The organism is Bacillus sp. MMSF_3328 (assembly GCF_030733525.1).
Taxonomy (GTDB): Bacteria; Bacillota; Bacilli; order Bacillales; family Cytobacillaceae; genus Bacillus_AB; species Bacillus_AB infantis.
On the sequence record NZ_JASHIV010000019.1, the window covers coordinates 1 to 25,351 of the forward strand.

Annotated in this window: 22 protein-coding genes; 1 reads left to right on the forward strand and 21 read right to left on the reverse strand. The window is 46.4% G+C overall.

The window, feature by feature from the left end:
• Positions 1 to 117: 117 nt before the first annotated feature.
• The 19 genes from dnaI to RBB45_RS21405 all read right to left on the reverse strand — a co-directional run bounded on the left by dnaI (position 118) and on the right by RBB45_RS21405 (position 21,306).
• The gene (gene dnaI / locus RBB45_RS21315) at positions 118 to 1,044 is read right to left on the reverse strand and encodes a primosomal protein DnaI (RefSeq protein ID WP_009791379.1); all 927 of its coding nucleotides are present in this window, start codon (positions 1,042 to 1,044) and stop codon (positions 118 to 120) included.
• Positions 1,045 to 1,056: 12 nt separating this feature from the next.
• Positions 1,057 to 2,454, reverse strand: coding sequence for a replication initiation and membrane attachment family protein (locus RBB45_RS21320; RefSeq protein ID WP_035401185.1), 1,398 nt, complete (start codon positions 2,452 to 2,454; stop codon positions 1,057 to 1,059).
• A 107-nt stretch (positions 2,455 to 2,561) separates the two neighbouring features.
• On the reverse strand, positions 2,562 to 3,020 hold the full coding sequence (gene nrdR / locus RBB45_RS21325) for a transcriptional regulator NrdR (RefSeq protein WP_009791377.1): 459 nt from the start codon (positions 3,018 to 3,020) through the stop codon (positions 2,562 to 2,564).
• Between the two features lie 105 nt (positions 3,021 to 3,125).
• Positions 3,126 to 3,527: a hypothetical protein gene (locus RBB45_RS21330; RefSeq protein ID WP_009791375.1), complete on the reverse strand. Its 402-nt coding sequence runs from the start codon at positions 3,525 to 3,527 to the stop codon at positions 3,126 to 3,128.
• A 259-nt stretch (positions 3,528 to 3,786) separates the two neighbouring features.
• Entirely contained in the window at positions 3,787 to 4,167 is a 381-nt protein-coding gene (gene speD / locus RBB45_RS21335) for an adenosylmethionine decarboxylase (RefSeq protein ID WP_009791374.1), read from the reverse strand.
• Between the two features lie 576 nt (positions 4,168 to 4,743).
• The gene (locus RBB45_RS21340) at positions 4,744 to 5,775 is read right to left on the reverse strand and encodes a glyceraldehyde-3-phosphate dehydrogenase (RefSeq protein ID WP_009791373.1); all 1,032 of its coding nucleotides are present in this window, start codon (positions 5,773 to 5,775) and stop codon (positions 4,744 to 4,746) included.
• Positions 5,776 to 6,010: 235 nt separating this feature from the next.
• Entirely contained in the window at positions 6,011 to 6,625 is a 615-nt protein-coding gene (coaE, locus tag RBB45_RS21345) for a dephospho-CoA kinase (RefSeq protein ID WP_094766917.1), read from the reverse strand.
• Between the two features lie 21 nt (positions 6,626 to 6,646).
• Positions 6,647 to 7,282: a sporulation membrane protein YtaF gene (ytaF, locus tag RBB45_RS21350; protein WP_022544264.1), complete on the reverse strand. Its 636-nt coding sequence runs from the start codon at positions 7,280 to 7,282 to the stop codon at positions 6,647 to 6,649.
• 336 nt (positions 7,283 to 7,618) lie between these two features.
• A complete protein-coding gene (gene mutM, locus RBB45_RS21355) occupies positions 7,619 to 8,446 on the reverse strand; it encodes a DNA-formamidopyrimidine glycosylase (RefSeq protein ID WP_306010324.1) in 828 nt (275 codons plus the stop codon).
• 87 nt (positions 8,447 to 8,533) lie between these two features.
• Complete coding sequence (polA, locus tag RBB45_RS21360) at positions 8,534 to 11,167, reverse strand: DNA polymerase I (protein WP_094766915.1); 2,634 nt, start codon at positions 11,165 to 11,167, stop codon at positions 8,534 to 8,536.
• A gap of 197 nt (positions 11,168 to 11,364) precedes the next feature.
• On the reverse strand, positions 11,365 to 12,300 hold the full coding sequence (gene hflC, locus RBB45_RS21365) for a protease modulator HflC (RefSeq protein WP_009791366.1): 936 nt from the start codon (positions 12,298 to 12,300) through the stop codon (positions 11,365 to 11,367).
• A complete protein-coding gene (gene hflK / locus RBB45_RS21370; protein ID WP_022544265.1) occupies positions 12,293 to 13,261 on the reverse strand; it encodes an FtsH protease activity modulator HflK in 969 nt (322 codons plus the stop codon). The genes hflC and hflK overlap by 8 nt, the downstream gene beginning before the upstream one ends.
• Before the next feature lie 242 nt (positions 13,262 to 13,503).
• Positions 13,504 to 15,267, reverse strand: coding sequence for a two-component system histidine kinase PnpS (gene pnpS, locus RBB45_RS21375; RefSeq protein WP_009791364.1), 1,764 nt, complete (start codon positions 15,265 to 15,267; stop codon positions 13,504 to 13,506).
• Positions 15,267 to 15,980, reverse strand: a complete 714-nt coding sequence (locus tag RBB45_RS21380; protein ID WP_009791363.1) for a response regulator transcription factor — start codon at positions 15,978 to 15,980, stop codon at positions 15,267 to 15,269. The genes pnpS and RBB45_RS21380 overlap by 1 nt, the downstream gene beginning before the upstream one ends.
• A 221-nt stretch (positions 15,981 to 16,201) precedes the next feature.
• Positions 16,202 to 16,678 carry a MaoC family dehydratase gene (locus tag RBB45_RS21385; RefSeq protein ID WP_094766914.1) on the reverse strand — a complete coding sequence of 159 codons (477 nt, stop codon included), beginning with the start codon at positions 16,676 to 16,678 and terminating at the stop codon, positions 16,202 to 16,204.
• Between the two features lie 104 nt (positions 16,679 to 16,782).
• Positions 16,783 to 17,721: a malate dehydrogenase gene (gene mdh, locus RBB45_RS21390; protein WP_009791361.1), complete on the reverse strand. Its 939-nt coding sequence runs from the start codon at positions 17,719 to 17,721 to the stop codon at positions 16,783 to 16,785.
• Between the two features lie 129 nt (positions 17,722 to 17,850).
• A complete protein-coding gene (icd, locus tag RBB45_RS21395) occupies positions 17,851 to 19,119 on the reverse strand; it encodes an NADP-dependent isocitrate dehydrogenase (RefSeq protein WP_224951650.1) in 1,269 nt (422 codons plus the stop codon).
• Positions 19,120 to 19,359: 240 nt separating this feature from the next.
• Positions 19,360 to 20,478: a citrate synthase gene (citZ, locus tag RBB45_RS21400; RefSeq protein WP_009791359.1), complete on the reverse strand. Its 1,119-nt coding sequence runs from the start codon at positions 20,476 to 20,478 to the stop codon at positions 19,360 to 19,362.
• 369 nt (positions 20,479 to 20,847) lie between these two features.
• A complete protein-coding gene (locus RBB45_RS21405) occupies positions 20,848 to 21,306 on the reverse strand; it encodes a DUF441 domain-containing protein (protein WP_009791357.1) in 459 nt (152 codons plus the stop codon).
• 383 nt (positions 21,307 to 21,689) lie between these two features.
• On the opposite strand from RBB45_RS21405, the gene ytvI reads away from it, so the two are divergent.
• Positions 21,690 to 22,817 carry a sporulation integral membrane protein YtvI gene (gene ytvI, locus RBB45_RS21410; protein ID WP_009791355.1) on the forward strand — a complete coding sequence of 376 codons (1,128 nt, stop codon included), beginning with the start codon at positions 21,690 to 21,692 and terminating at the stop codon, positions 22,815 to 22,817.
• Positions 22,818 to 22,897: 80 nt separating this feature from the next.
• Here ytvI and RBB45_RS21415 read toward each other — a convergent pair whose 3' ends face one another.
• Together RBB45_RS21415 and pyk are read right to left on the reverse strand one after the other, a co-directional pair.
• Entirely contained in the window at positions 22,898 to 23,284 is a 387-nt protein-coding gene (locus tag RBB45_RS21415) for an FxsA family protein (protein WP_022544267.1), read from the reverse strand.
• Positions 23,285 to 23,469: 185 nt separating this feature from the next.
• Positions 23,470 to 25,230 carry a pyruvate kinase gene (gene pyk, locus RBB45_RS21420; protein ID WP_009791352.1) on the reverse strand — a complete coding sequence of 587 codons (1,761 nt, stop codon included), beginning with the start codon at positions 25,228 to 25,230 and terminating at the stop codon, positions 23,470 to 23,472.
• Positions 25,231 to 25,351 lie beyond the last annotated feature (121 nt).

Genomic DNA, 25,351 nt, shown 5'->3' on the forward strand with positions numbered 1-25,351 from the left:
TCAGCTAATGGTTCGCATATCCCAACGCCCATAGCGGACTTGCACCGCCTAGTTGATGAACATGCCCGGCACACAAATAAAAACTGCCTTTCCCAAGGCAGTTTTCAGATTCATTCCTTATACACGGCGGTTCGGACCGTCAACCAGGACAGGCTCAGACAGGTAGCGGATGCGCTCCATGATCCGGCGCGCTTTCATTTTTTCTTCTTCACCGCGCTGACTGTAGGTCAGATGATGCTCCAGCCCCTGCATATCAAAATTGGACGTAAAGAAGGTTGGCAGGTTCTCCAGCATCCTGAACTGCAGGATCGGTCCTAATACCTCATCCCTTGTCCAGCTGGACATCGTTTCGGCGCCAATATCATCGAGCATCAGGATCGGCTCGCGCTTGATGGCCTCAAGCTTTTCATTTAAGGTCGAATCTCCGATGCTGCTTTTCATTTCCCTTAAAAGCTCCGGGACATAGACGATCATGGACGAAATCTTCTTCTTGGCAAGCTCATTGGCAATTGCACCAAGCAGAAATGATTTGCCGACTCCGAACTTCCCATAGAAATACAGCCCCTTCTGCCTTGTCCCGGGCTGGTAATTTTCGACGAAGCTTTCCGCTTTATCCACCGCATCCAGTCTTGTATCCAGGTAAACATCAGCGAAGGAGGCGTTGACAATCTCTTTTGGGATATACAGGCTCCGGATCAGCTTCTCATTTTTCTTCCGTTCATCATGAATCACCTTGCGCGGGCAGCGGTTGTATTGGACATCAATGATCCCCCGCCTGATGACCAGTTCAGGATGATATCCCTGCATCATATTCTTGCATTCCCCAAGGCTTGGGCACTCTCTGCATTCCTTGCTCTGCTGGGCATACTCCGAAAGCTTGATCATGCTCCTTTCTGCCATTTCAGCTGTAATTTCTGCGCGGTGCTCCTGCAAAAAAGCTTTTACATCAGGATGGGAGAAAACTTCCTTCTTTTGCTGCTCGTACCTCTTTTGAAAGCTTTCATTACCTGCAAGTTTTTTCAATGTCTCATTGATTCTTTCCATGCTGCCACCTCCTTATTTCCGATACTTTTTAAGCCTTTCCTCTAAGGCCCGCCTTTTTGCCTCATATTCTGAGTCATTGGCGGCAGCTGCTTTTTGCGGCTGCTCTTCCTGCTGCTCATCAAACCAGTCAGGCAATGCTTCTTTTCTGATCGGCTTTTTCGCTGAAGCAGGCTTCGCCTTTTTGCCTTCTGCCCACTCCAGATACTGGCGGTGTTCATTCTTGGCCAGCATCATAGCTTCTTTAACCGTTTTAATCTGTTTTCTTGCCCAATGCCCGGCAATCTTCTCTACATATGCTTTCGTCAGCTTCATATCTGTTTTTAGCATAACATACTGAATGAGAACATTAGCAACGCCTGGATGCAGTTTCTGCTGAAACATAACGTCCTCAATAATTTGCAGATCACCTTTAGAGGGATCTGCCCCGCCGGAAATATCCTTTAACAGCTGGCGCGGGGAAGTGATCTCCATATATCTGATCAATTCTTCTTCCTGTGTTTTCGGCTCAGCGGCTTGAACCTGATGGATGCCTGGCTGAATCCGGTCTATCAGGGAAGGCAGCTGGTCCTGATGCTCAAATTGATACCAGTCACGTGCCGATTTCCGCAGTTCTTCAATATTGATATCATTATCTTCCGTCATTGCACTAATCAGGATGTTTTTCATCTGCAGGGCATCAATCCCATAAAGGAAGGACAGGTTGCTGATGGCTTCCCGGACCTTCGGGGTCAGGGCCGACTTGGGGAGAAGAGATTCATTCAACCCCGCTGCCAGCAGCTCAAAATCAAAGGATGAACCTCCGATTTTTATCTCTTCAGGGCTTGTTCTCCCTATGAAGGTAAATCCCTCTTCAAGAGACAGATCCCTTCCTGTATCCTGGTCAGGGGAGAAAGCTGCAGGATGGCCTGACTCATATACATCCTGAAAGGCTTTAGTCACTTCATCATAACCCTGCATCACGCCGGAATCATGGTCACAGAAAAAGCGCTTGAGCCTCAGAAACTGATTTTTGCCGATTTTGCGGTATAGATAAATGTTAAGCATCCCATCCAGGAAAAACTGCTCCGGACTCAGCGGCGGCTGCAGTTCGTATATAAAAGAGCGGCTGCCCTCCTCATTTTTCACAAAAGCCTTCAAAAGACCAATTCCTTCAAGCTTCAGTCTTGCTTCATAAATTTCCTTTAAGTTCATCCCCATGAAATTCATCAAGCTGTGATGGCTGTTAGATTGAGACCAGAGCCTGTTTTCCTCCAGTTCAGCCCATAACGTCATATATAGACTGAGGCAGGCCGCCCCGATTAAGGGCTGATACAACAAAGTCAGAACTTTTCTGTCATAATCATGCAAAAGACCGCTCGCGGCCACTGCATAGCGGTCAATCGGAAGCATTTCTTGCCAATGCTGGGCCATAGCTGCCAACCTTTCTACGATCTTCAGGAAACCAGCCAAAAAAGAGCCAAAGACAGTCTTTAGCTCGGCTCTGGCTGGAGGCACCTCAATGCATCACTTCCAAAAGATCATTGTTCTTTTTTGATTAATTCTTTCAACTCATCGATAAATACATTGATATCCTTGAATTGACGGTAAACAGAGGCAAACCTGACATAAGCAACCTCATCGATTTTGGCCAGTCTGTCCATGACCATTTCACCGATAAATTCGCTTTTTATTTCAGAAACCCCCTGGCTGCGAAGCTCCTTCTCCACTTCAGATGTCACTTCTTCAAGCTCCTTAAGGGCAACAGGACGTTTTTCGCAGGCCTTGATCAGGCCCCTCAGCATCTTATCGCGGCTGAACTCCTCGCGTGTGCCTTCCTTCTTTACGACAATGAGCGGAATTTCCTCCACCTTCTCGAATGTGGTGAAGCGATAGCCACATTTCTCGCACTCCCGCCTTCTGCGAATGGAACGGCCGTCATCGACCGGACGGGAATCAAGGACGCGTGTATTGTTATTCTGGCATGAAGGGCATTTCATACAATCAGCTCCGTATCCTCATTCATGTACTTGCTGGCCGTTTCTCTGCACGAAGGCCATTCTGTTTCTATCATATAAAAAACACATCAGCTGTACAAGCTTCCGCTATTCAGCATTCCTGCCGGAACCAAGATATGTAAGTTCTTTATCCAGTCTGCTGTAGAAACCTGTGATTTCCTTTTTCAGGGAAGGTAATGCTCCCGCAGGAGAAAATTGCTCAGTCGATATATTTACATCAATGGCAGACTCCATTCCTCTTACAGACACAATGGTGATAATGGCAAAGTACTTTTTGCCGCGGGTAATTTCCGCAGCCATTTCTCCATGCTCTTTGGCAGAGCTGATCATTTTCACGCTGGGGTCCTTCCGCAGAACGTTTTCCGCGGTTTCAAAAGCCTTATTAAAGCTGGCCTTATAGTATCTTGTGCGCAGATTCTCATCCCGATGGCTTTCGCTTGTTTCACACTGTTTTTGAAAGCGGCCGAAAACTGTCCGAAAAATTGACATTCATTCATCCTCCGAGTTATCACTTTTCTCTATTTTAACACAAGAAAAGCGCCAGCGCCTTGTCAAAAACGGGACGCTGCGTCCTGCGGCAGCGTCTTGTGATCTTGAGGGGCAGGAGCTGGGGCTGTACAGCTGCCATAGCTGAAAAAAGTATCTAATCTTTATAGAAGATCATGCTGCCTGCCCTTTCTTCCGGCCAATATAAAAAGAGGTGTACGGATACACCCCTTTGATTTGTCAGTTTATCAGTTTGTCATTTTTATAGTGCGTTTGCTTGAGCTTGCTTAACTTGAACAGGACCCATGCCGCGAGGAATTTCGATATTCTCACGCGTTTGAGCGCCTAACTCTTCCGCAATATAGTCTGCAGCAATGTTAGGATCAAGATCTCCGCATGTGTATACATCAATGCTTGCATAGCCATGCTCCGGGAAGCTGTGGATAGTTAAATGAGACTCGGAAATGATTACCACTCCGCTTACACCCTGCGGCGCAAACTTGTGGAATGCGACTTCGCGGATTTCTGCACCAGACTTTAATGCAGCCCCTACAAATGTCTGCTCAATAAATTCCATATCATTCAACTTTTCAAAATCGCAGCCCCATAGCTCTGAAATAACATGACGGCCCATTGTTTCCATATTCAAATTTCCCCCTTTTTAAAAATACAAACGAATTAATGAGCTTCTTCATTTTTACTGGCCAACAACTACCACGGGGGAAAGTTAGTCCAGAGAGGTCCTAACCCTTTAAGTAGCCATCACTGCCAAAATTCAAGAAGTTCACGAGGAATAGTATACTTTGTTTATATTTTTTTTGCAACAGGAGTTTTTGATTTTTTTAGATGGCTATTTTCCTCATCATTAGATGGTCAACCATTGAAATAAATCAGGACAAAACTGGTTTACTTAAAGGACTATCCTCTAATAATGGAGTGTTGATTTCCGTTCCAGGCACTTCGCTTTCCGCGGGGCGGCGCTGAGCCTCCTCAGAGCAAGCTCTTGCGGGGTCTCAGCTTTGCCGCTGCAATCCCGCAGGAGTCTTCGTGCCTTCCACTGCAATCAACTGGTTTTGGAAATTTTAAAAGGCAAAATCATAATACAAAAAAATAAAAAATAAAAAATAAAAACAGGGTACGGAAGAATTCTTCCGTACCCCTTATGTCTAAATTCAGCGTGCTTTAATAAACAAGCATTGGCTTACAATTTTCCGGTGTGTCAGCCTGCTTTTACTTCTGTTAGTTTTGCCATTTTTCCGGCAACGAAGTTGACGAGGTCGACGACTCGGCAGGAGTAGCCCCATTCGTTGTCATACCAGGCGAGCACTTTTACTTTGTTGGGGCCGATGACCATGGTTGAGAGGCCGTCTATGATGGCAGAGTGTTCATTGGTATTAAAGTCGACAGATACGAGCGGCTCTTCTGTAATATCCAGGACGCCCCTCATGCTTCCTCTGGCTGCAGCTTCAAAGGCATCGTTGATTTCCTCGGCAGTCACTTCTTTATTCAGGTCCACCACAAGGTCAACCAGCGATACATTTGGCGTCGGGACACGGAGGGCCATTCCGTGAAGCTTGCCCTTCAGCTGGGGCAGCACTAGGGAAAGGGCTTTGGCAGCGCCTGTCGATGTCGGAATGATCGATTGTCCGCATGCCCGTGCGCGGCGCAGGTCCTTATGCGGATTGTCGATATTTTTCTGATCGTTTGTGTAAGCATGGACAGTCGTCATCAGTCCATTTTCGATCCCGAATTTTTCATCAAGCACCTTTGCGACGGGCGCAAGGCAATTTGTTGTGCATGATGCGTTAGAAATGATGTCATGCTCATAAATATTTAATGCGCTTTCATTTACTCCCATCACAATGGTGACATCCTCATTTTTACCCGGAGCAGTGAGTATAACCTTTTTAGCTCCTGCCTCTAAATGGAGCGCTGCTTTTTCGCGGGAATTGAATTTGCCTGTTGCTTCTATAACAATATCAATCTCCAGGTCCCTCCATGGGAGTTCAAGGGGATCTCTGCTTGCCAGCAGCCTGATGCGCTTCCCATTTACGACAATTGCATTATTTTCAGGAATCACTTCGCCTTCAAACATCCCGTGATTCGTATCATATTTAATTAAATGAGCCAGAGTTTCAGCAGGATAGCTGGCGTTGATTGCTGCAATTTCAAGGTTTTCCTCCATAATTGCCTTTCTGAACACCATTCTTCCGATCCTTCCAAAACCATTAATCGCTATTCTCGCCATCATTATACGGCCCCTTCCGAATAAGTGTTATACTTATGTTGTTTACCCTTGCTATTAGTATAACATATATAAAACCTTTTGTGCTCCTGATTGTGAACATTTTCAAAAAGTCTAATTATTCAGAATAACATTTTTAGACTTCAGTTCAATATAGTCAGCTTTAAGCCTTTTATGAACGGAAATAACAAAGCACATACTATAAATGTTTTGTTTTTTAAACATAAAAAAGAGGAAGGCATCAGCTCTTCCCCTTTTCCTCCGGCAGCCATAGATCAAGCAGCCCGGATAACTGCTCCTTCGTCTCCTCAATGGTGCCATTATTATTAATAACCGCATCTGCCAGCCTGACTTTTTCAGTAAGAGGCATTTGAGAATTGATTCGGGCCTCCGCTTCTTTTTCACTTAATGAATTACGGTTCATCAGGCGCCTCAGCTGAGTTTCCCCATCTGTATAAACAAGCAATGTCTTATCTGCCAAATGTTCCAGCTTGCTTTCGAACAGCAGCGGTATATCCAGCACTACTAGCTGCTCCCCTTTTTGGATGGCCTGCTCTTTTTTTTCCAGCATTCTCTTGCGGACTGCAGGATGGACAATCGCATTAAGAGCCAGCCGTTCCTCTTCATTATGAAAAATGATGGCCCCGAGCTTTGCCCGGTCAATTTCTCCATCAGGCTGCAGAATCCCGGTTCCAAAGCGGCTGACAATACCGTTATATGCTTCTTCTCCCTTTTCCACTGCAAGCCGTGCTTCCAAATCTGCATCAATGACCGTAACCCCTTTTTCTATCAGCATGGAGGATACGGTGCTTTTCCCGCTGGCGATGCCTCCAGTCAATCCTATTACTAACGGCATATTCTGTCCTTTCCGGACTCGTTATATTTTCCAGATTCCGATGACAATCAGCAAAAGCCCAGGAATAAAAGAAAAGCGCTGCACCCAGCTGCTGTGGCTGAAAATGGTGCCGATTTTCATTCCGGCAAAAACAAATAGCGAGCTCATCGCAGCCACCGCAGCGGCCAGATAGCCGGGAGAATATCCCAGCATGGCGGCTCCTATCCCTGCTCCAAACGCATCCAAAGATAAAGCAAGGCCCAGCATAAATGCTTCAATCCCTGTAATCGTGCCTGATTTATCAAAATCGGCAGCCATGGGCTTTTGCAGGATGTTTATAACAAGGCCTAATGATTTAATTTCAAAATTGACAATCGTTTTCTCATGGGGAAGAACATCTTTTGATTTTTCCGGACGGAAAAACTGGTACAAGACCCAGGCTCCAAGGAGAATCAAAAGAATTCCGCCAAGACTCTCGGCAGCTTGAGGTGACAGAAAACTCTCGATCACATGGCCGATGGTCATTGCTGTTATAAGCGTTATAGCCGAACAGCAGGCAATAATTAAAATCGACTTTAAGGGTATGCTCATTTTCCTTAACCCATATGTCAAGCCAACACTGAAACTGTCAAGACTGACAGCAAATGCAAGCATAAGAAGTGAGAGTGTGTGTACCATGGATCATGCTCCTTCCTCCTGTAAATCGCTAGGATAGTATATGGAAGAAGCCAATCCAATGTTATTAGAAAAGCGGAAGCGGCTTGCCCAGAGCCGACAAGCATAGGACGCGCAAGAATAAAAGGCGTTCTTTGCCTTTAATTCTTGCGCGGCTTATGACTCGAGCACCTAGGAGCCGCAGCTGAATCGAAATGCGGAAGCGGCTTGCCCAGGGACGACAAGCATAAGGCGCCCAGGAATAAAAGGCGTTCTTTGCCTTTAATTCCTGGGTGACTTATGACTCGAGTCCCTAGCCGCTGCAGCTGGACAATCGAAATGCGGAGGGCGAAAGTCCCTCTACTTCACCTGGCACACAGGGCAGAAGACTGTGCCCCGCCCGCCGACGATGATTCTTTCGAGTGTGCTGCCGCATGTTTTGCATTCCTCTCCTTTTCGCCCGTAGACGAAAAGCTCGAGCTGGAACATGCCGATCTGGCCCTGTGAATTCACATAAGACCTGATGGTGCTGCCCCCCTTCTCAACTGCTTCAGAAAGTGTGGCGACAATCTCCTTATGCAGCCTGCCGATTTCATCATCAGAAAGAGAACTGGCCAGCCTTTCAGGGTGGATGCCTGCTCTGAAAAGCGCCTCATCCACGTAGATATTCCCAAGTCCGACGACTGCTTTCTGATCTAAAAGGGCAGTTTTGACCGCTCGATTGGTGTCGGCCAGCCGCTGCTGCAGAAACTGGGGAGTAAATTCTTCCGAAAACGGCTCAGGCCCCAGCTGGGAAAGGGGCAGACTCGCAAACTCCTCTCCCTTGGCAAACAGGTGCATTGTCCCGAACTTCCTTACATCCCTGTAGCGGAGTTCAGAACCGTCTGTGAAATGGAAGATAACATGGGTATGCTTATCCTTGTCCTCTTCTTTTGAATAGAGAGCATACTTGCCTTCCATGCGGAGATGGGAAACCAAAGCATAATCGTCTGTATAAATGATCAAGAACTTTCCGCGCCTTCCGACATCCAGGATAGTCTGTCCGGCAAGCGCATCGGCAAACTGCTCAGCTTCACCAGGCTGCTTGATCATCTTCGGCCAATGGATGGACACTTGCCCGATTTCTTTGCCGGTGACAAGCTCTTTCAATGTTTTCCTGACTGTTTCTACTTCAGGCAATTCAGGCATGATTCATTCTCCTTTCTTCTTTCTTCAGCCCGGGCTGTCGGGAAGGAAGAAAGCGCCCGGCTGTACCCAAGCGCTTGCTTCTTCCTTCTATTTTGCATCAAACCATGTCGGGCCGTATGAGAAGTCGACCTTTAGCGGGACATCCAGATCTACTGTATTTTCCATCACGTCGGGCACAATTCTCTTTAGTATCTCAATTTCTTCCTCAGGCGCCTCAAAGATCAATTCATCGTGCACCGATAAAAGAAGGCGGGACTGCAGTCCTTCTTCCCGAAGCCGATCGGCCATGTCAATCATGGCTTTCTTAATAACATCGGCAGCACTGCCCTGAATGGGCGTATTCATGGCTGTCCGCTCTGCGAAGCTCCTTAGATTGAAATTCCGGCTCGTAATCTCGGGAAGATATCTTCTTCTGTGAAGAAGTGTCGAAACATATCCCTTCTGTTTCGCCTCCTGGATGATATCGTCCATATACTCGCGGACTCCGGGATAGCTTTCCAGATAGCGGTCGATGAACTGCCCGGCTTCCTTCCTCGTAATCCCCAGGCTTTGCGACAATCCATAATCGCTTATTCCATATACAATTCCAAAGTTGACTGCTTTAGCGTGGCGCCTCATGTTCGAAGTCACTTCGCCTTCTGAAACATGGAATACCTCCATAGCTGTCTTTGTATGGACATCCTGATCTTCACGGAAAGCCTCGATCAGCTTTTCATCGCCAGCAATATGCGCAAGGACCCTTAGCTCGATCTGGGAATAGTCGGCTGCAAAAATGACCCAGCCTTTTTCAGAAGGTACAAATGCCTGCCTGATCTTTCTGCCCTCTTCCAGCCGGATCGGGATATTCTGCAGGTTCGGATCCGTAGAGCTGAGGCGCCCCGTTTGTGTGAGTGCCTGATTAAAGCGGGTATGAACCTTCCCTGTTTTCTTGTCCGTCACCTTCAGCAGCCCTTCAATATAAGTCGACTGCAGTTTGCCGAGCTGCCTGTACTGCAGGATTTCCCTGATGATCTCATGCTTATCTTCCAGCTTTTCCAGAACATCAGCAGAAGTAGAATATCCTGTCTTTGTCTTTTTGACAGGAGGCAGGCCGAGCTTTTCAAAGAGGATGACCCCAAGCTGTTTAGGAGAATTAATGTTGAAAGCCTCACCCGCGAGCTCGTGGATGCGCTCTTCAATATCGCCCAGCTTCTGATTGATCTGTTCTCCCATCGCCTGAAGCCTTTCAAGGTCGACTTTGACGCCCTGCGACTCCATATCAGCCAAAATAAGCGAAAGCGGCATTTCCAGATCATAAAAAAGCTCATACTGCCTGTTTTCCTTTAACTCATCTTCAAGCTTGTCCCTAAGGGCTTCCAGGGCTGCAGCTTTTCTGGCAAGATGCCCTGCCAGCTCTTCCTGTGCCGGAATCTTTCTTTTCGCACCTTTCCCGTAGACAGCATCATCCGTCTGTACACCATTGTACCCATGGCGTTTGGCAACAGAAGCAAAGTCTTCGATTGATTCTGACGGATTGATGATATAGGAAGCGATAAGAAGGTCAAACTCCACTCCTTTTAAGTGGATGCCGTGATGGCGCAGGGAAACCTCCGTTCGCTTGGCATCATAGACAATCTTCGTTTTAGATTCGTCCTCGGCCCATTTCTTAAAGGTCTCAGAGCTTAGTGCAAGCTCAGCGGGAATAAAATAGACCCCATTTCCGCTTGCAGCCGAGAAGCCGGCTATTTCGGCGGTATGATAATTCTCTTCAAGCATCTCGACATAAAAAGCAGTTTCGTCTGCAAATAAATCGTCCAGGATGTTTTCTGCTGTTTCAAACTGGATATCTTCAAGGGGCGCAGCAGTTTCTTCTGGTAATTCCCCGCCAATCTTTTCAAGTAGCGAGTTGAATCCGAGATCTTTGAAAAGGGAAACGACTTTGGCCTGGTCGTAGCCTGAATAGCCCACATCTTCTACCTTCACTTCAACAGGCGCTTCCCTTGTGATGGTGGCAAGCTCCTTGCTCATCACTGCCAGATCTTTGTGCTCCTCAAGCTTTTCCTTCAGCTTCTGGCCGCTCACACGATCGATGGATCCAAGCAGGTTCTCAAGCGTTTCAAATTCCTTCAGCAGCTTGATGGCTGTTTTCTCTCCTACACCGGGCACCCCTGGGATATTGTCTGAGCTGTCCCCCATCAGGCCTTTCATATCAATGATCTGGCCAGGCGATAGGCCATATTTTTCCCGGATATGTTCCGGAGTATATTCTTCTATATCCGTTATTCCCTTGCGGGTGATTCCGACGGTAGTATGTTCAGAGCTTAACTGGGTCAAATCCTTATCCCCGGAAATGACTTTTACCTCGAAGCCCTCCTGCTCTGCCTGGAGGGAAAGTGTGCCGATGATATCATCCGCCTCATAATTTTCAAGCTCATAGCGCGGAATTTGATAAGCATCAAGCAGATCACGGATGAAGGGGAATTGTTCAGACAGCTCCGGCGGAGTTTTTTGCCTGCCTCCCTTATATTCAGTGAATGTTTTATGGCGGAATGTTGTTTTTCCTGCATCAAAAGCAACCAGAATATGAGAAGGATCCTCATCCTCCAAGATGCGCATGAGCATCATCGTAAAACCGTAAACTGCATTTGTATGTATGCCTTTGTCATTATTCAGCAGCGGAAGCGCGAAAAAGGCCCTGTATGCAATACTGTTTCCATCAATCAATACAAGCTTTTTAGCCATTGGTCCATCCTCCTTGCAGCGTAGTTCTTTGAAAGCCCGGAAGCGCACTCTTGTTCAGCGCTGCCGCATCTTCAGCCAGTCAAAATAACCCTCACCCTGGCAGAAAAGTAGCTTAACAAAAAAAAACCGTTATTCTTCTTTCATTTTATCACGACTGGATAAAGAAAGAAAAATAACGGCGCGCAGCTATTTGCCTGCTAGTTTGTATACCCCATCAACAGGCGGGCATACGGCGAATCGGAAGGAAGCACAATAACAGACTCCCCATTGATCGTCTTTTTATAAGATTGAAGTGTTCTGTATAGAGAGTAGAAATCAGGATCTTTTGAAAACGACTGATTGTAGATGCGGGCAGCTTCTGCCTCACCCTCCGCCCGGATCGTTTCTGCTTCAGCCTGTGCCTTTGAAAGCATCTCTTTAACGTTCATGTCTGTTTCTGCTACAATCCTGTTATTTTGCGCATCACCCTGTGAAAGATATTCCTGTGCCTTTGTATCCCGCTCGGAAATCATCCTTGTGTATACAGACTGCTCATTTTCGCTTGGCAGATCGGTCCTTTTCATCCTGACATCCGTCACAACGACCCCATACTGGTCCCTGGACAGCATCTCATTCACCTGTTCAGTGATCCTGTCATTGATTGAACCGCGGGAAGAGGCTTCTTCATCAGTGATGATGTCCTCATATTCCAAATTTCCAAGCTCTGCCCTTACCACCGAGTAGATGAATTCTTCCATCCTTGACTCTGCTTTTTCCATCGTCTGGGCATTTGCAATCAGCTTCTTGGGATCCTCGATTCTCCAAACGGCATAATTATCAATAATGATCCTTTTCTTATCTTTCGTATTAATTTCCGCTTCATTGACATCATAGGTCATCTGATACTTAGGCAGGGAAGTGACACTCTGGATGAAAGGAAGTTTATAGCTGAGTCCGGGATCCTTCTCAATCCTGACTACTTCTCCAAACTGGCGGATAACCCTGTACTCGCCTTCCTTCACGATAAAGAGGTTGGCAAAGACCAGAATCAGTGCTGCGATGACAACTACAAGAAAAATTCCTGCTTTAATATAGTTTCGCCATTGAAACCCGTTTCCGCGCTCATTTATATTCACTACATTCTGATCATCCATTGCTTTCACTTCCTTCCTCTGCCGGTGCCTTAGGCTGCTCCTTCTCAAGAGGCCTGATCGGGAAATATTTCATGGTATTCCCGTCATCATTCATGATATAGATTTCAGCACCGGGAAGAACCTGCTCAAGCGTTTCGAGCACCAGCCTCTCCCTTGTGATATCAGGGCTGTTCTTATATTCCGCGTACAGCTTATTGAATACGGCTACATCACCAGTCGCTCCCTGGATCCTTGCAGTTTTATCTCCTTTTGCCTTGGAAATCATGGCATCCTCTTCACCGGCTGCCTCATTCATTCTCTTATTCTTATATTTCTTGGCTTCATTTATTTTAGTATTCATCGTCTCACGGGCATCTGTTACATTGGTGAATGCCTTGCGGACTTCATCATTGGGAAGTTCGACATCCTGAAGTTTGACTGCCAGTATCGATATGCCAATATCATATTTTTCAATCAAAGAAGTCAGCATCTCTCTGACATCCCCTTCGATTTGCGCCTTGCCTGAGGTTAAGGCGTCATCGATCTTGGAATTGCCTATGATGCTTCTTAATGAGGCAGAAGTTGCATCATACATGACTTCCTCAGGATTATCAGCATTAAAAAGGAATTTTTCAGGATTTGTAATTTTCCATTGCACCACAAGGTCTGCATGGACTATGTTCTCATCCCCTGTAATCATCTTTGTATCTTGAGGATGTTCCTTTACCTTCCCATCTTTTTCTTCATAACCGAATTGAAGGCTGAAGGTTTCTTTCGATAGCTTTTCTACTGATTGAATTGGCCATGGCATTTTAAAATGCAGTCCAGGCTCATTGATGCCCTGTTCCACTTCACCGAATGTCAATATGACAGCCTGTTCAGATTCGTCGACTGTATACCAGGTCGTGAATGCTGCAATGCTCAGTATGATAATCAGGACCGCGAGGCCTAATATCGTATAAATCCTTTTTAAACTGACCATTCCCCTGCTCCCCTTTCTGTTTTTATCTCTGCCTCTTAATACGGCTGTATAACAGAAAGGTTTCAATATGATTACAAAAAAGCTGAATAAATGGCGAAAGACGAAAGCGGGGTCTGCTTTCGTCTTTCTGGTTTGGCTCCTTGGATGAAGGGGTTTTTCATAAATGATTGTATCAATGGAATATTAAGGCACAATAAACACCATGTAAAGAATGTGTAAACTTAAATCCATATGTACGCATTTTATGAAATTTCCCTGTGCAGCTGCACTTTAAAAGTTGTCCCCTTCCCCACTTCACTTTCAACCGTAATGCTGCCTTTGTGGGCCTCAACGAGATGCTTAACGATTGCAAGGCCAAGGCCAGTGCCTCCGGAATTCCTGCTCCTTGCTTTGTCGATCCTGTAGAACCGTTCAAAGATCCGGGGAATTTCATCCTGGTCAATTCCCATGCCTGTATCCTTAACCTCAACCTGGACCTTATCTTCCTTTTCCTCCAGCGATACGGATATTTTTCCGCCCTGCGGAGTATAAGTAATGGCATTGGTCAGCAGGTTGATGAACACCTGCTTCAGACGGTGAGGATCTCCCTTGATCCACCCATTTCCCGATTGATCTGAATACTCTATATCAATAGCCTTATCCTTTGCTTTTCCATTCAGTATCGCCAGGCATTCGCCAAGCAGGCTGGAAAGATCCATCTCCTGGACAGAAAGCCTGAACCCCTGCTGTTCTGTTTTGGAGAGATCCAGCAGATCCTGGATGAGCGACTGGAGGCGGTCGCTTTCTTTCAATATTATGTCCAGGAAAGCCGATAACGCTGCTTGATCATGCATAGCACCGTCAAGCAGTGTTTCTGAAAAACCTTTAATAGAGGTGATCGGTGTCTTCAGCTCATGAGAAACATTAGCGACAAAGTCCTTTCTCATCTGTTCGAGCTTTTTTAATTCCGTTATATCATGGAAAACAAGCAGGATACCTTTCCATACATCATTCGTTCCGATGATCGGGACTCCATACACCTCAAAATGCTTGCGCTCAATTGCAACCGGGATCACCATTTGCTTTCTTGTTTTCTGTTCTGTCATGAAGATATCTTCAACCAGGTCGGTTATTTCTTTTTGTTCAATCACTTCATAATAAAGATTGCCGACATAGCCGTGAGGCTCCAGGCCGAAGATTTCATAGTATGGCTTATTCACAAGGCTGATATAGCCCCTGCTGTCAATTAAAATAAGGCCGCTCCCCATGTTTTCAATCAGGGTTCCCAGCCGGTCCTGCTGCATTTCCTGGGCCTTAACCATATCCTGCAGATTTCTGGCAAGGACATTGATCGAGGAGCTGAGCATACCGGTTTCATCTATATTATCCTCATACGTCCTTGCACGGTAATTTCCTTTTGCAAGTTCAATGGCGACGTTAGTAGCTGATTCAATTGGCTTCGTATATCTCGCAGCAATCTTTGAGCCCAGGAGGATGATGACTGCAAGTGCAAGCCCGAGGCTGACAGTCAATATCCACCAAATCTGCCTGTAGGCTTTTTTCAGCTCTGTCATCTGTGAGCTGAGAAATATATAGCCTTCATTTGCTCCATCCTGGATAATCGGCTTCCAATAATAATGCAGATCAAAGCCGCCTTCAACCTCGAAGACCTCCTCATCTCTGCCTGTTTTGCTTAGGATTCCCTGTATAATCCCTTCATGCCTGCTATCAATGCTTTCTCTTTCACCTTTGCTGTCATAACGGATGGTGCCGTCATCATTGACAATGGTGACACGGACACCCAGCATTTCCCCAAAATCGAGGATGGTTTTTTGGCTCAGCGCATCAATCCCCCCGCTGTCTTCAATATATGTAGAAAGCATCTCACTTTCCTTGATGAGCCTTTCATCGAATGACTTAAGATAATAGCTTTTAAACAGCTGGCCCAGCAGGAGGCCCAAACCTACCAAAACAGCAATGATAAGCGTGATCAGGGCAAAAAGAAGCCTTGTGCGGAATTTGGTCATCAGCCCTTCGGCTCCTCCAGTTTATAGCCCAGCCCCCTGATTGTTTTTATATAAGCCGGCTTTTTCGTATTCTCCTCAATCTTTTCCCGCAGATGGCTGACATGTACATCCACGATTCTTGTATCGCCTGCGAAATCATAATTCCATACAGCACTCAGCAGCTGGTCCCTCGTCAGCACCCTGCCTTTATTTTGGGCAAGGTAAAGCAGGAGTTCAAATTCCTTCGGTGTCAGTTCCAGCAGTTCTTCCGAGAAAAATGCCTCATAATGCTCCGGGAAGATCTTCAGCCCGCCTATCCGGATAGAATCAGAATCCTCTTCAGCCTGCTCCTGCTGCCCGGCCGTCAGCTGAGTCCTGCGCAGGATTGCTTTTACCCGGGCAACAACCTCTCTCGGGCTAAAAGGTTTTGTCATATAATCATCAGCGCCAAGCTCCAGGCCAAGCACCTTATCAAATTCATCATCCTTTGCAGTCAGCATGAGGATGGGTGTATGTATTTTTTCCTGGCGAAGCTGCTTGCAGACCTCTATGCCATTGAGCTTTGGCAGCATTAGATCCAGCACGATCAGATCCGGCCTTTCCTGCAGGGCGAAATCCTTGCCGGACTCTCCATCCATTGCAGTGATTACCTCATATCCTGCCTGTTTCAGGTTATACTCCAAAAGGGTGACAATGGATTGTTCATCATCAACTACTAGCACTTTTTTATCCATAAAGGCCTCCAATAATCTATATTACCCCTGTAAAAACCCCAAGTACCACAGCTCTATTATAATATATGGGGCCGGAGGAAAAGCAATAAGGAATATTCCGGGATAAGAAATATGATTTACAGGATGTCTCACAACCGGTGGACAGTCGGAGCATGAGATTTAAGCTAAAAAAGATTAAAAAGACCCGGAATGCTTCCATTCCGGGTCTAAATATTGTCTATTTAAAAGTTATCCAATGCGCTGCCTTCCATTCCTTCCAGGCGGTGTGGAGGGCATACAAGGAGAGAACCGCTTAATGCGAGTTCGCCTTCTTCCGTGATGGCCTCCACTTTGATTGTTACTGTATGGCTGCTTTGATTTACGTCATCCACCAAAAATAAAAATTCGATGACAGAATAATGGAACACAGGTTTATGATACTCAATCTCCTGTTTAAGAATATGAGAACCCGGACCAGGCAAATACTTGGAAACCGCCGAAGATATGATGCCATTCAGCATGATATTGGGTACTATCGGTTTTTTATAAGGCGTCTGGGAAGCATAGTCATGCTGGATATAAAGAGGATTTGCATCATTGGTCAAGCCAAGATAAAGCAGCAGATCCTTATCCTCTATTTTTTCTGTTAATGTCAGCTTTTCCCCTGCTGTTATTTCTTCAATTCTCCTGCCCAGTTTGCGCTTTTTTCCTAGAAGCAAGGAAGAGCACCTCCAATTATTGTAATCGTTTTCATTTATAAGTTTGATAATTCAGTTATTTATTTTCAAAAAAATCGGGGGTATTCCCCCCGATCTGATGTTTATCAAGCAAGCACATCCATCACATTTCGGACAGCTTCCGCCGATTTATCCAGCGCAGCTTTTTCTTCGTCTGTCAGTTCCAGTTCAATGATTTTTTCGATCCCGTTCGCCCCAAGAATGGTTGGAACGCCAAGATAAATGCCTTCATAACCATATTCCCCTTCAAGATAAGCAATGGAAGGCAGCACCCGCCGCTGGTCTTTAAGGATTGCTTCACACATCTCCACCAAAGAAGCAGCCGGAGCATAATAAGCGCTTCCGTTTCCAAGAAGGTTAACGATTTCTCCTCCGCCTTTGCGTGTCCGCTCAACGATTGCATCCAGGCGGTCCTTCGGAATCAATGTTTCCAGCGGAATGCCCCCTGCATAAGAATAACGGACAAGCGGCACCATGTCATCTCCATGTCCGCCAAGGACGAAGCCTGTAATATCCTTAACAGAAAGGTTAAGCTCCTGGGCGACAAAGGTGCGGAAACGCGCCGTATCAAGGATGCCTGACTGGCCTATTACCCGGTTTTTCGGGAAGCCTGACTCTGTGAAGACCGTATAGGTCATGGCATCAACCGGGTTTGTCAGGACAATGATATAGCTTTCAGGAGAATATTTTACAATTTCCTGCGCGACGCTTTTCATGATTTTTTGGTTGGTCTGAACAAGGTCGTCGCGGCTCATGCCAGGCTTGCGTGCAATTCCGGCTGTAATCACCACGATATCGGAATCCTTCGTATCTTCATAGCTGGATGTGCCTGTTATATTGGCATCAAACCCCTGTACAGGACTTGCTTCAAGCATATCAAGCGCTTTTCCTTTTGTAGGGTTTTCCATTTGAGGAATATCCACAAGGACTACATCCCCAAGCTCCTTTTGGGCAAGCAGGAAAGCTGTCGTTGCTCCGGTAAATCCTCCGCCGATTACAGAAATCTTTTTGCGTTTCAATGTCATGACATGTTCCCCCTTAAGGAATGGTTTGGTACGCAGCCTGCAGCTGGCAGGGCAGCGGCCGGATATCTCCGATTATGTAAGAGGCCGTCCTCGGATGAGAACAGGCCTCCTGAAAAGTTCCTGCTGGTTTTACTTCATGTTCTTGATCAGCTCATCGCCGAACTCAGAACATTTCACTTCTGTCGCACCGTCCATCAGACGCGCAAAGTCATAAGTCACAACTTTTGATGCAATTGTATTTTCCATGGATTTGACGATTAAGTTCGCAGCTTCAGTCCAGCCAAGATGCTCAAGCAGCAATACGCCTGACAGGATAACTGAAGATGGATTAACTTTATCAAGACCGGCATACTTAGGTGCAGTGCCGTGGGTTGCTTCAAAGATTGCATGTCCTGTTACATAGTTGATGTTTGCTCCAGGAGCGATTCCGATGCCGCCTACCTGTGCAGCCAGTGCATCAGAGATATAATCTCCGTTCAGGTTCATTGTAGCCACTACATCAAACTCGCGCGGACGTGTAAGGATCTGCTGAAGGAAGATATCGGCAATGGCATCCTTGACGATGATTTTGCCTGCAGCTTCTGCATCAGCCTGTGCATTATTGGCAGCTTCTGTCCCCTGCTCTTCTTTGATGCGGTCATACTGGGCCCAAGTGAATACTTTGTCGCCGTATTCCTTCTCAGCCAACTCATAGCCCCAGTTTTTGAATGCGCCTTCTGTGAACTTCATGATATTGCCTTTATGTACAAGCGTTACTGATTTGCGGCCTTCTTTGATGGCATAATCAATAGCTGCACGGACTAAACGGCTTGTGCCTTCTTCAGACACTGGCTTGATGCCGATTCCTGATGTCTCAGGGAAACGGATCTTATTGACGCCCATTTCGTTTTGAAGGAAAGTGATCAGCTTCTTCACTTCATCAGAGCCTTTTGCATATTCAATCCCTGCATAGATATCTTCCGTATTTTCGCGGAAAATAACCATATCAGTATCCTGAGGACGCTTGACTGGAGATGGGACACCTTCGAACCAGCGTACAGGGCGCAGGCAGACATACAGGTCAAGCTCCTGGCGAAGGGCAACGTTCAATGAACGGATCCCGCCTCCGATTGGAGTTGTCAGCGGACCTTTAATCGCAATCAGGTATTCGTTGATCTGTTCAAGCGTTTCAGATGGAAGCCATTCGCCCGTCTGGTTGAATGCCTTTTCACCTGCAAGAACCTCTTTCCAGACGATTTTGCGCTCGCCATTATAAGCTTTCTCAACTGCAGCATCCAATACTCTTGATGCTGAAGCCCAAATATCCGGTCCAGTTCCATCTCCCTCGATAAATGGGACGATAGGATTGTTAGGCACGTTTAAAGCGCCGTTCGTTACAGTAATTTTTTCACCTTGCATGGTTTCTCCCTCCAAATTCTTAAGCATAGGCCGTCACACATCACCCCGGCAGCAGAGACCAGCGGGAAAAAGCTGGCCGGAAATGCCGATCGGTGCGCGGTTTTCTCCAGGAAACGGAAGTTTAAAAGTGCAGCCTATCATTCTATCATGCTGCCATCCTATCCTCTTTAAAAAGAGGCATCCGAATTCCCTTCTTCTATTACATCAATTTTTTACTGAAAAGTAAAATTGTTTACTATATTATCCGCGTTCAGCAACCGGAACATATGTCTGCATACCCGGACCTGTATAGTCGGCGCGCGGACGGATGAGGCGGTTGTTTTCGTATTGCTCCAGAATATGGGCAAGCCATCCGGATACGCGGCTTACGGCAAAGATCGGCGTAAACAGGTCATGGTCGATTCCCAGGCTGTGATAAACAGATGCAGAATAAAAATCAACATTTGGCGGAAGGTCTTTCTCTCCTGTCACAATGTCCTCAATCTGTGTTGACATCTGATACCAGTGCGGCTCACCAGTCAGATGAGTCAGCTTTTCAGACATTTCCCTCAGGTGTTTGGCGCGCGGATCGCCTTTACGGTATACGCGGTGGCCAAAGCCCATGATTTTTTCTTTATTGTCCAGCTTCTCGCGAATATATGAATCTACATTATTCAATTCGCCGATTTCTGTAAGCATCTTCATGACGGCTTCGTTTGCTCCTCCATGGAGAGGCCCTTTAAGAGCGCCGATGGCTGCAGTGACACCGGAATAAACGTCAGATAATGTCGCTACACAGACACGGGCAGTGAAAGTGGATGCATTCAGCTCATGGTCGGCATGCAGGACAAGCGCCTTGTTGAAAGCTTCAACTGCGATATCTTCCGGCTCGTTGCCAGTAAGCATATAAAGGAAGTTGGCAGCAAAAGTGAGATCCTTTCTAGGGGCGATCGGATCAAGCCCTTTGCGCACACGTGCAAATGCCGTAACGATCGCAGGCATTTTGGCCTGCAGGCGGACTGCTTTGCGGTAATTGGCCTCTTCATTCATTTCATCTGCTTCCTCATCATATAAGCCAAGCAGGGACACAGCTGACCTCAGCGCAGCCATAGGATGCACCTTATCAATCGGATACATTTTGAAATGTTCAAGCACTTCCTGAGGAAGTTCCATATCTTCTGCCAGCTGGTTCTTAAGCTCTTCCAATTGTTTGGCAGTCGGAAGCTTCCTGTGCCACAATAAATAGATTACCTCTTCAAAACTTGCATTTTCCGCCAGATCATCGATATTATATCCCACATAAGTGAGCGTATCATCGATGATCGAGCTGATAGAGGAAGTAGTCGCCACTACCCCTTCAAGTCCTCGTGTTGCTGTCATATGAACCTCTCCTTTACAAATTGATTTTCCCCTTGCCGGTATGCCTGTAAACATGCCGGCATGTCCAAAAATAGCACCGGTAAAAGATCATTCTGTTCAGCCCGACCGAGCCTGTTGTGTAATAGACTGCAGAGCTGATGCTGCAGGTTTTTGAACAAAGCTCCGCAAGCCTGATATATCGAGCGCTTGCTCGGAACCAGTATTAAAAAAAAGAAAATGCTTTCATTTTTTCGTTGCCGCCTTTTACTGATTCTGGTGGCAGGAAATTGTAAAAAGGTTACGCTTACAAGTCCTATTATAAACAATTATCTGATATTTGTGAATGAAAAGGCACTCGAAATGTGAAAAAATTATTATTTTTGGAGAAAACTATTTTAGAAATTCAAATAGTCTCATTGCCATGTAAGCGATTCCAGCTCCGATCAATGGCCCGACTGCAACCCCCTTAAACAGGGATACGGCCAGAATGGTCCCAAGAACAAGCGCTGCCGTAATATGCGGATCCTCGGTCAGCAGTGTCAATCCGCCTTTTGCAATCAGCGCGACTGCCATTCCCGAAATCAGGGCAATCCAGGCGTACGGCGATTTAAAAGCTGCTGTCAGTTCCTTAAAACCGATATCTCCGCTTGCAATCGGGGCCAGTACTGCGATGGTAATGACCGTGACTCCCCAATTGACTCCTTTTGACTGCAGCACGGAAAATATCTTTGAATCAGCACCAATGGCTTTTATAGCCACCAGCACCATGACAGCGAGGACAAGAGAGTTATTTTTCGCAGCCAGCCCGATGGCCAGCAGCAGGATCAAAAAAATAAGCGACTGGGACATATTATTCTTCCTTCCTTCATACTTTCATTATTTTAACATAATATAATTAAGGTTTTTTATTGATTTGCCTGACAATGCGCACATGCTGCCACATTGCTTTTCAGTCTGGTCTTCCTCCTGATTCTGATGCTATTGAAGCTGCTTAATCGCTTTTTCTTTTGAAACATTTGCAGCAGGACAATGGACCGTCTTCAACGAATATGTCACTATATGCTGGTCCTGGCTGCTTTAGCGCCTGCCCCAAAAAATCATCTTTTTTCCGGCAGTGCCGAATCTTATTCCAGCGGGGAACGTAAATATGAAGTGATGCCTGCTGAGCAGTGCAGTACGGCAGAGGGCAGCACCCGGCGCAAATTTGAATATCCCAAGGAGGAAAAACGGTTTTGAATACTGTTTATCTGAATCGATCCCTGAGATTTATTGTAGTTATTGGAGCAGTCCTCCTGCTCCTGGCTGGTTTATTTTATGTTTCAAAGGTAACCTATCCGTTTATAATCGGATTCGCCATTGCGTTTCTGATGAATCCGCTTGTCAATTTCCTCGTCAGGAAAGGGAGGATGCCAAGGGCTCTCGCCGTTCTTATCAGCCTGATTCTTATTTTTGCCTTTTTTGCCGGTCTTATTACTCTGCTGATTGCCGAGATCGTCTCTGGTGCAGACTACCTGGCACAGGTGGTCCCGAATCATCTTGAAACGCTGATTACATATGCCGAAGACTTTTTTGCAGGACAGCTGATCCCGCTTTACAATCAGCTCACCAGTATGTTCAACAGCCTGGATACGGGACAAAAGGATACCATCCTCGCCAATATCCAAAATGTAGGCTCCAGATTCGGAGCGACCGCAGGATCTTTTATACAATCGTTTTTTGAAAAAATCCCAAATATCCTTTCCTGGTTCCCTAATGCTGCAACCGTCGTGATTTTTTCCCTTCTGGCCACTTTTTTCATCAGCAAAGACTGGTACAGGCTTTCCATCCTGGGGAACAGGCTGCTCCCTGAAAAAGCAAAAGCCAGCAGCGCAACAGTTTTCACCGATCTGAAAAAGGCCTTATTCGGGTTTGTCAAAGCACAGGCTACCCTGGTCTCTATCACTGCTATCATCATATTAATCGGGCTGCTCATCCTTCGTGTAGATTATGCCATCACGATTGCCCTCGTTACAGGGATCGTTGACATCATCCCTTACCTGGGCACAGGCCTGATCTTTGTCCCTTGGATTATTTACGAGGCCATTGCAGGAGAAATGAGCACCGCAGTCGGACTGGGAGTCCTATATGTCATCGTCCTTGTACAAAGGCAGATCATGGAGCCGAAGGTGCTTTCCTCCAGCATAGGCATGGATCCGCTCGCTACCCTGGTTGCTTTGTTTGTCGGCTTTAAGACAATCGGTTTTCTTGGCCTCATTGCCGGCCCTGTAGTCCTTGTCATCATCACGACCCTCCATAAGGCAGGCGTGTTCAGGGATTTATGGCTTTACATTAAAGGTAATGACAGAAGAAAGCCTGTATGAACTGGCAATGAAAAGAAGAAAGTCTGCCATGCAGGAAGCGGGGGAATAAGGAACCCGCTGCTCCAGGGCAGACTTTCTTTCTATCTGATAATCTTAATGTTTCCTCTTTGAATCCTGCTCCTGAAAATTTTCATCAGGATATTTTTGAAGAATATCCTTGAAGGGGGCAGCAGCAGAAGGAAACCAGTTATATCTGTAATAAACCCGGGCGTCAAGAGCAGCGTGCCGCCGACTAGGATGCAGATGCCATCCAGGACCGCATCTCCCGGAAGCTGGCCGCGGCCGAGCTGTTCCTGTACCCTGCGGATTGTCTCAAGCCCCTGCTTCTTTGCCAGGTAAGCACCCAGCAGGCCTGTACAAATGATGAGCAGGATGGTCAGCCATACACCGATGACCTTTCCTGACAGCAGAAGAACTCCTATTTCAGCTGCCGGGATGACGATCAACAGCAGAAGAATATAGCGCATTTCTTTTCCTCCAGTCTTGAACAGGTGATGGATTACATGCCAGAAGACACTTTTTCTAAAATACGTGCCTGTCCCTATTATAAAACTGTATGGCTTAAAAGACCAATTATGCAGGAACAGCACATCATAAAATTGATTTTTGACAAAAAAGAAGAAGGGCGGCAAAACCCTTCTTCTTTTCTTAATTACAGGACGCTGGCATGTCCATTATAGATGATGCCTCTGCGCGAATCGACTGTGATTTCCTGGCCATCCTTGAAAATGGAAGTAGCGTTTTCCGCACCCACGATAACAGGAATTCCAAGATTAAGGCCGACAACAGCTGCATGGCTTGTCAATCCGCCCTCTTCCGTAATCAAGGCACTGCATTTTTCAATGGCAGGAACCATATCACGGTCAGAGCCGACTGTGACAAGAATGGAACCTTGCGTGACCTTTTCAATCGCTTCCTTTGCATCCTTTGCGACAACCACTTTCCCGAACGCTGATTTGCGGCCGATGCCCTGTGCTCTCAGTGCTGCATCGCCAATCACGTGAATCTTCATCAGATTCGTTGTTCCTGCCTCGCCAACAGGGACGCCTGCAGTGATGACAACCAGGTCGCCTGAACCGACTAGTCCGCTGTTCATGCTTTCCTGTACAGCTGAATCGAGCATATCATCCGTCGTTGAAGCTTCCTGTCCGACCTGAGGATATACACCCCAAACCAATGAAAGGCGGCGTGTAACAGATTCTTGGGAAGTTACCGCAACAATCGGTGCCTTTGGACGATATTTTGAAATCATCCTTGCTGTATGGCCGCTTTCCGTTGGAGTGATGATTGCATTAACATCGAGATTCAAAGCAGTATGTGCCACAGACTGGCCGATCGCATCTGTGATATTATGTTCGTTATCCTTGCTGCGGTTAGAAAGGATTTCTTTATGATCAAGCGCTGATTCTGCACGGGAAGCGATGTTATGCATCGTCTGCACTGCTTCTACCGGGTATGTGCCTGCTGCTGTTTCGCCGGATAGCATGATGGCATCTGTGCCGTCAAAGATCGCATTGGCCACATCGCTTGCTTCTGCACGCGTCGGGCGCGGATTGCGCTGCATGGAATCAAGCATCTGTGTAGCGGTAATAACAGGCTTGCCTTGAATATTGCACTTTTTGATCAGGCTTTTTTGCACAAGAGGAACCTCTTCTGCAGGGATTTCAACACCAAGGTCGCCGCGGGCTACCATCAGACCGTCAGATACTTCAAGGATTTCATCAATGTTGTCGACGCCCTCCTGGTTTTCGATCTTAGGGATGATTTGGATATGTGAAGCATTATTATCTTCAAGCAGCTGCCTGATTTCAAGAACATCCGAAGCACGGCGCACGAATGATGCAGCAATGAAGTCTACTCCCTGCTCAATTCCAAAAAGGATATCATTTGCATCCTTCTCTGTAATTCCTGGAAGTTTTACAGAAACGCCTGGAACGTTAACGCCTTTTTTATTTTTCAAAGTTCCGCTGTTGAGGATCTTTGTATGGATTTCACTGTTGGCCTTATCAATCTTTGTTACTTCTAATCCGATGAGGCCGTCATCCAGCAGGATTTTTGAACCAGTATGGACATCGTCAATCAGTCCAGCGTATGTAACTGAAAATTTATCGGCATTTCCCAGAACTTCATTCATTGAAACAATGATATTGTTTCCGGCTTCCAGCTCGACTGCCCCGTTTTCCATATTGTTTGTACGGATTTCAGGTCCTTTTGTATCAAGCAGGATCGCGACCGTCTTGCCAGTGCTTTTAGAAGCCTCGCGGATGTTTTTGATCCTTGCTCCATGTTCTTCAAAATCTCCATGGGAAAAATTCAGACGGGAAACGTTCATTCCAGCTTCAATCAGCTGTGTCAATTTCTCAATACTTTCACTGGCAGGGCCAATCGTACAAACGATTTTCGTTTTGCGCATATTTCACAAACCTCCTGATATATTTGCACAGTCAGATTCCTCCTACTGTACCTGTGCTTGCTTCTGCAAGCCATTGCGTTCAAAATCCAGGGCGTTCCGGCTCCTTAATCCGATCATGAGC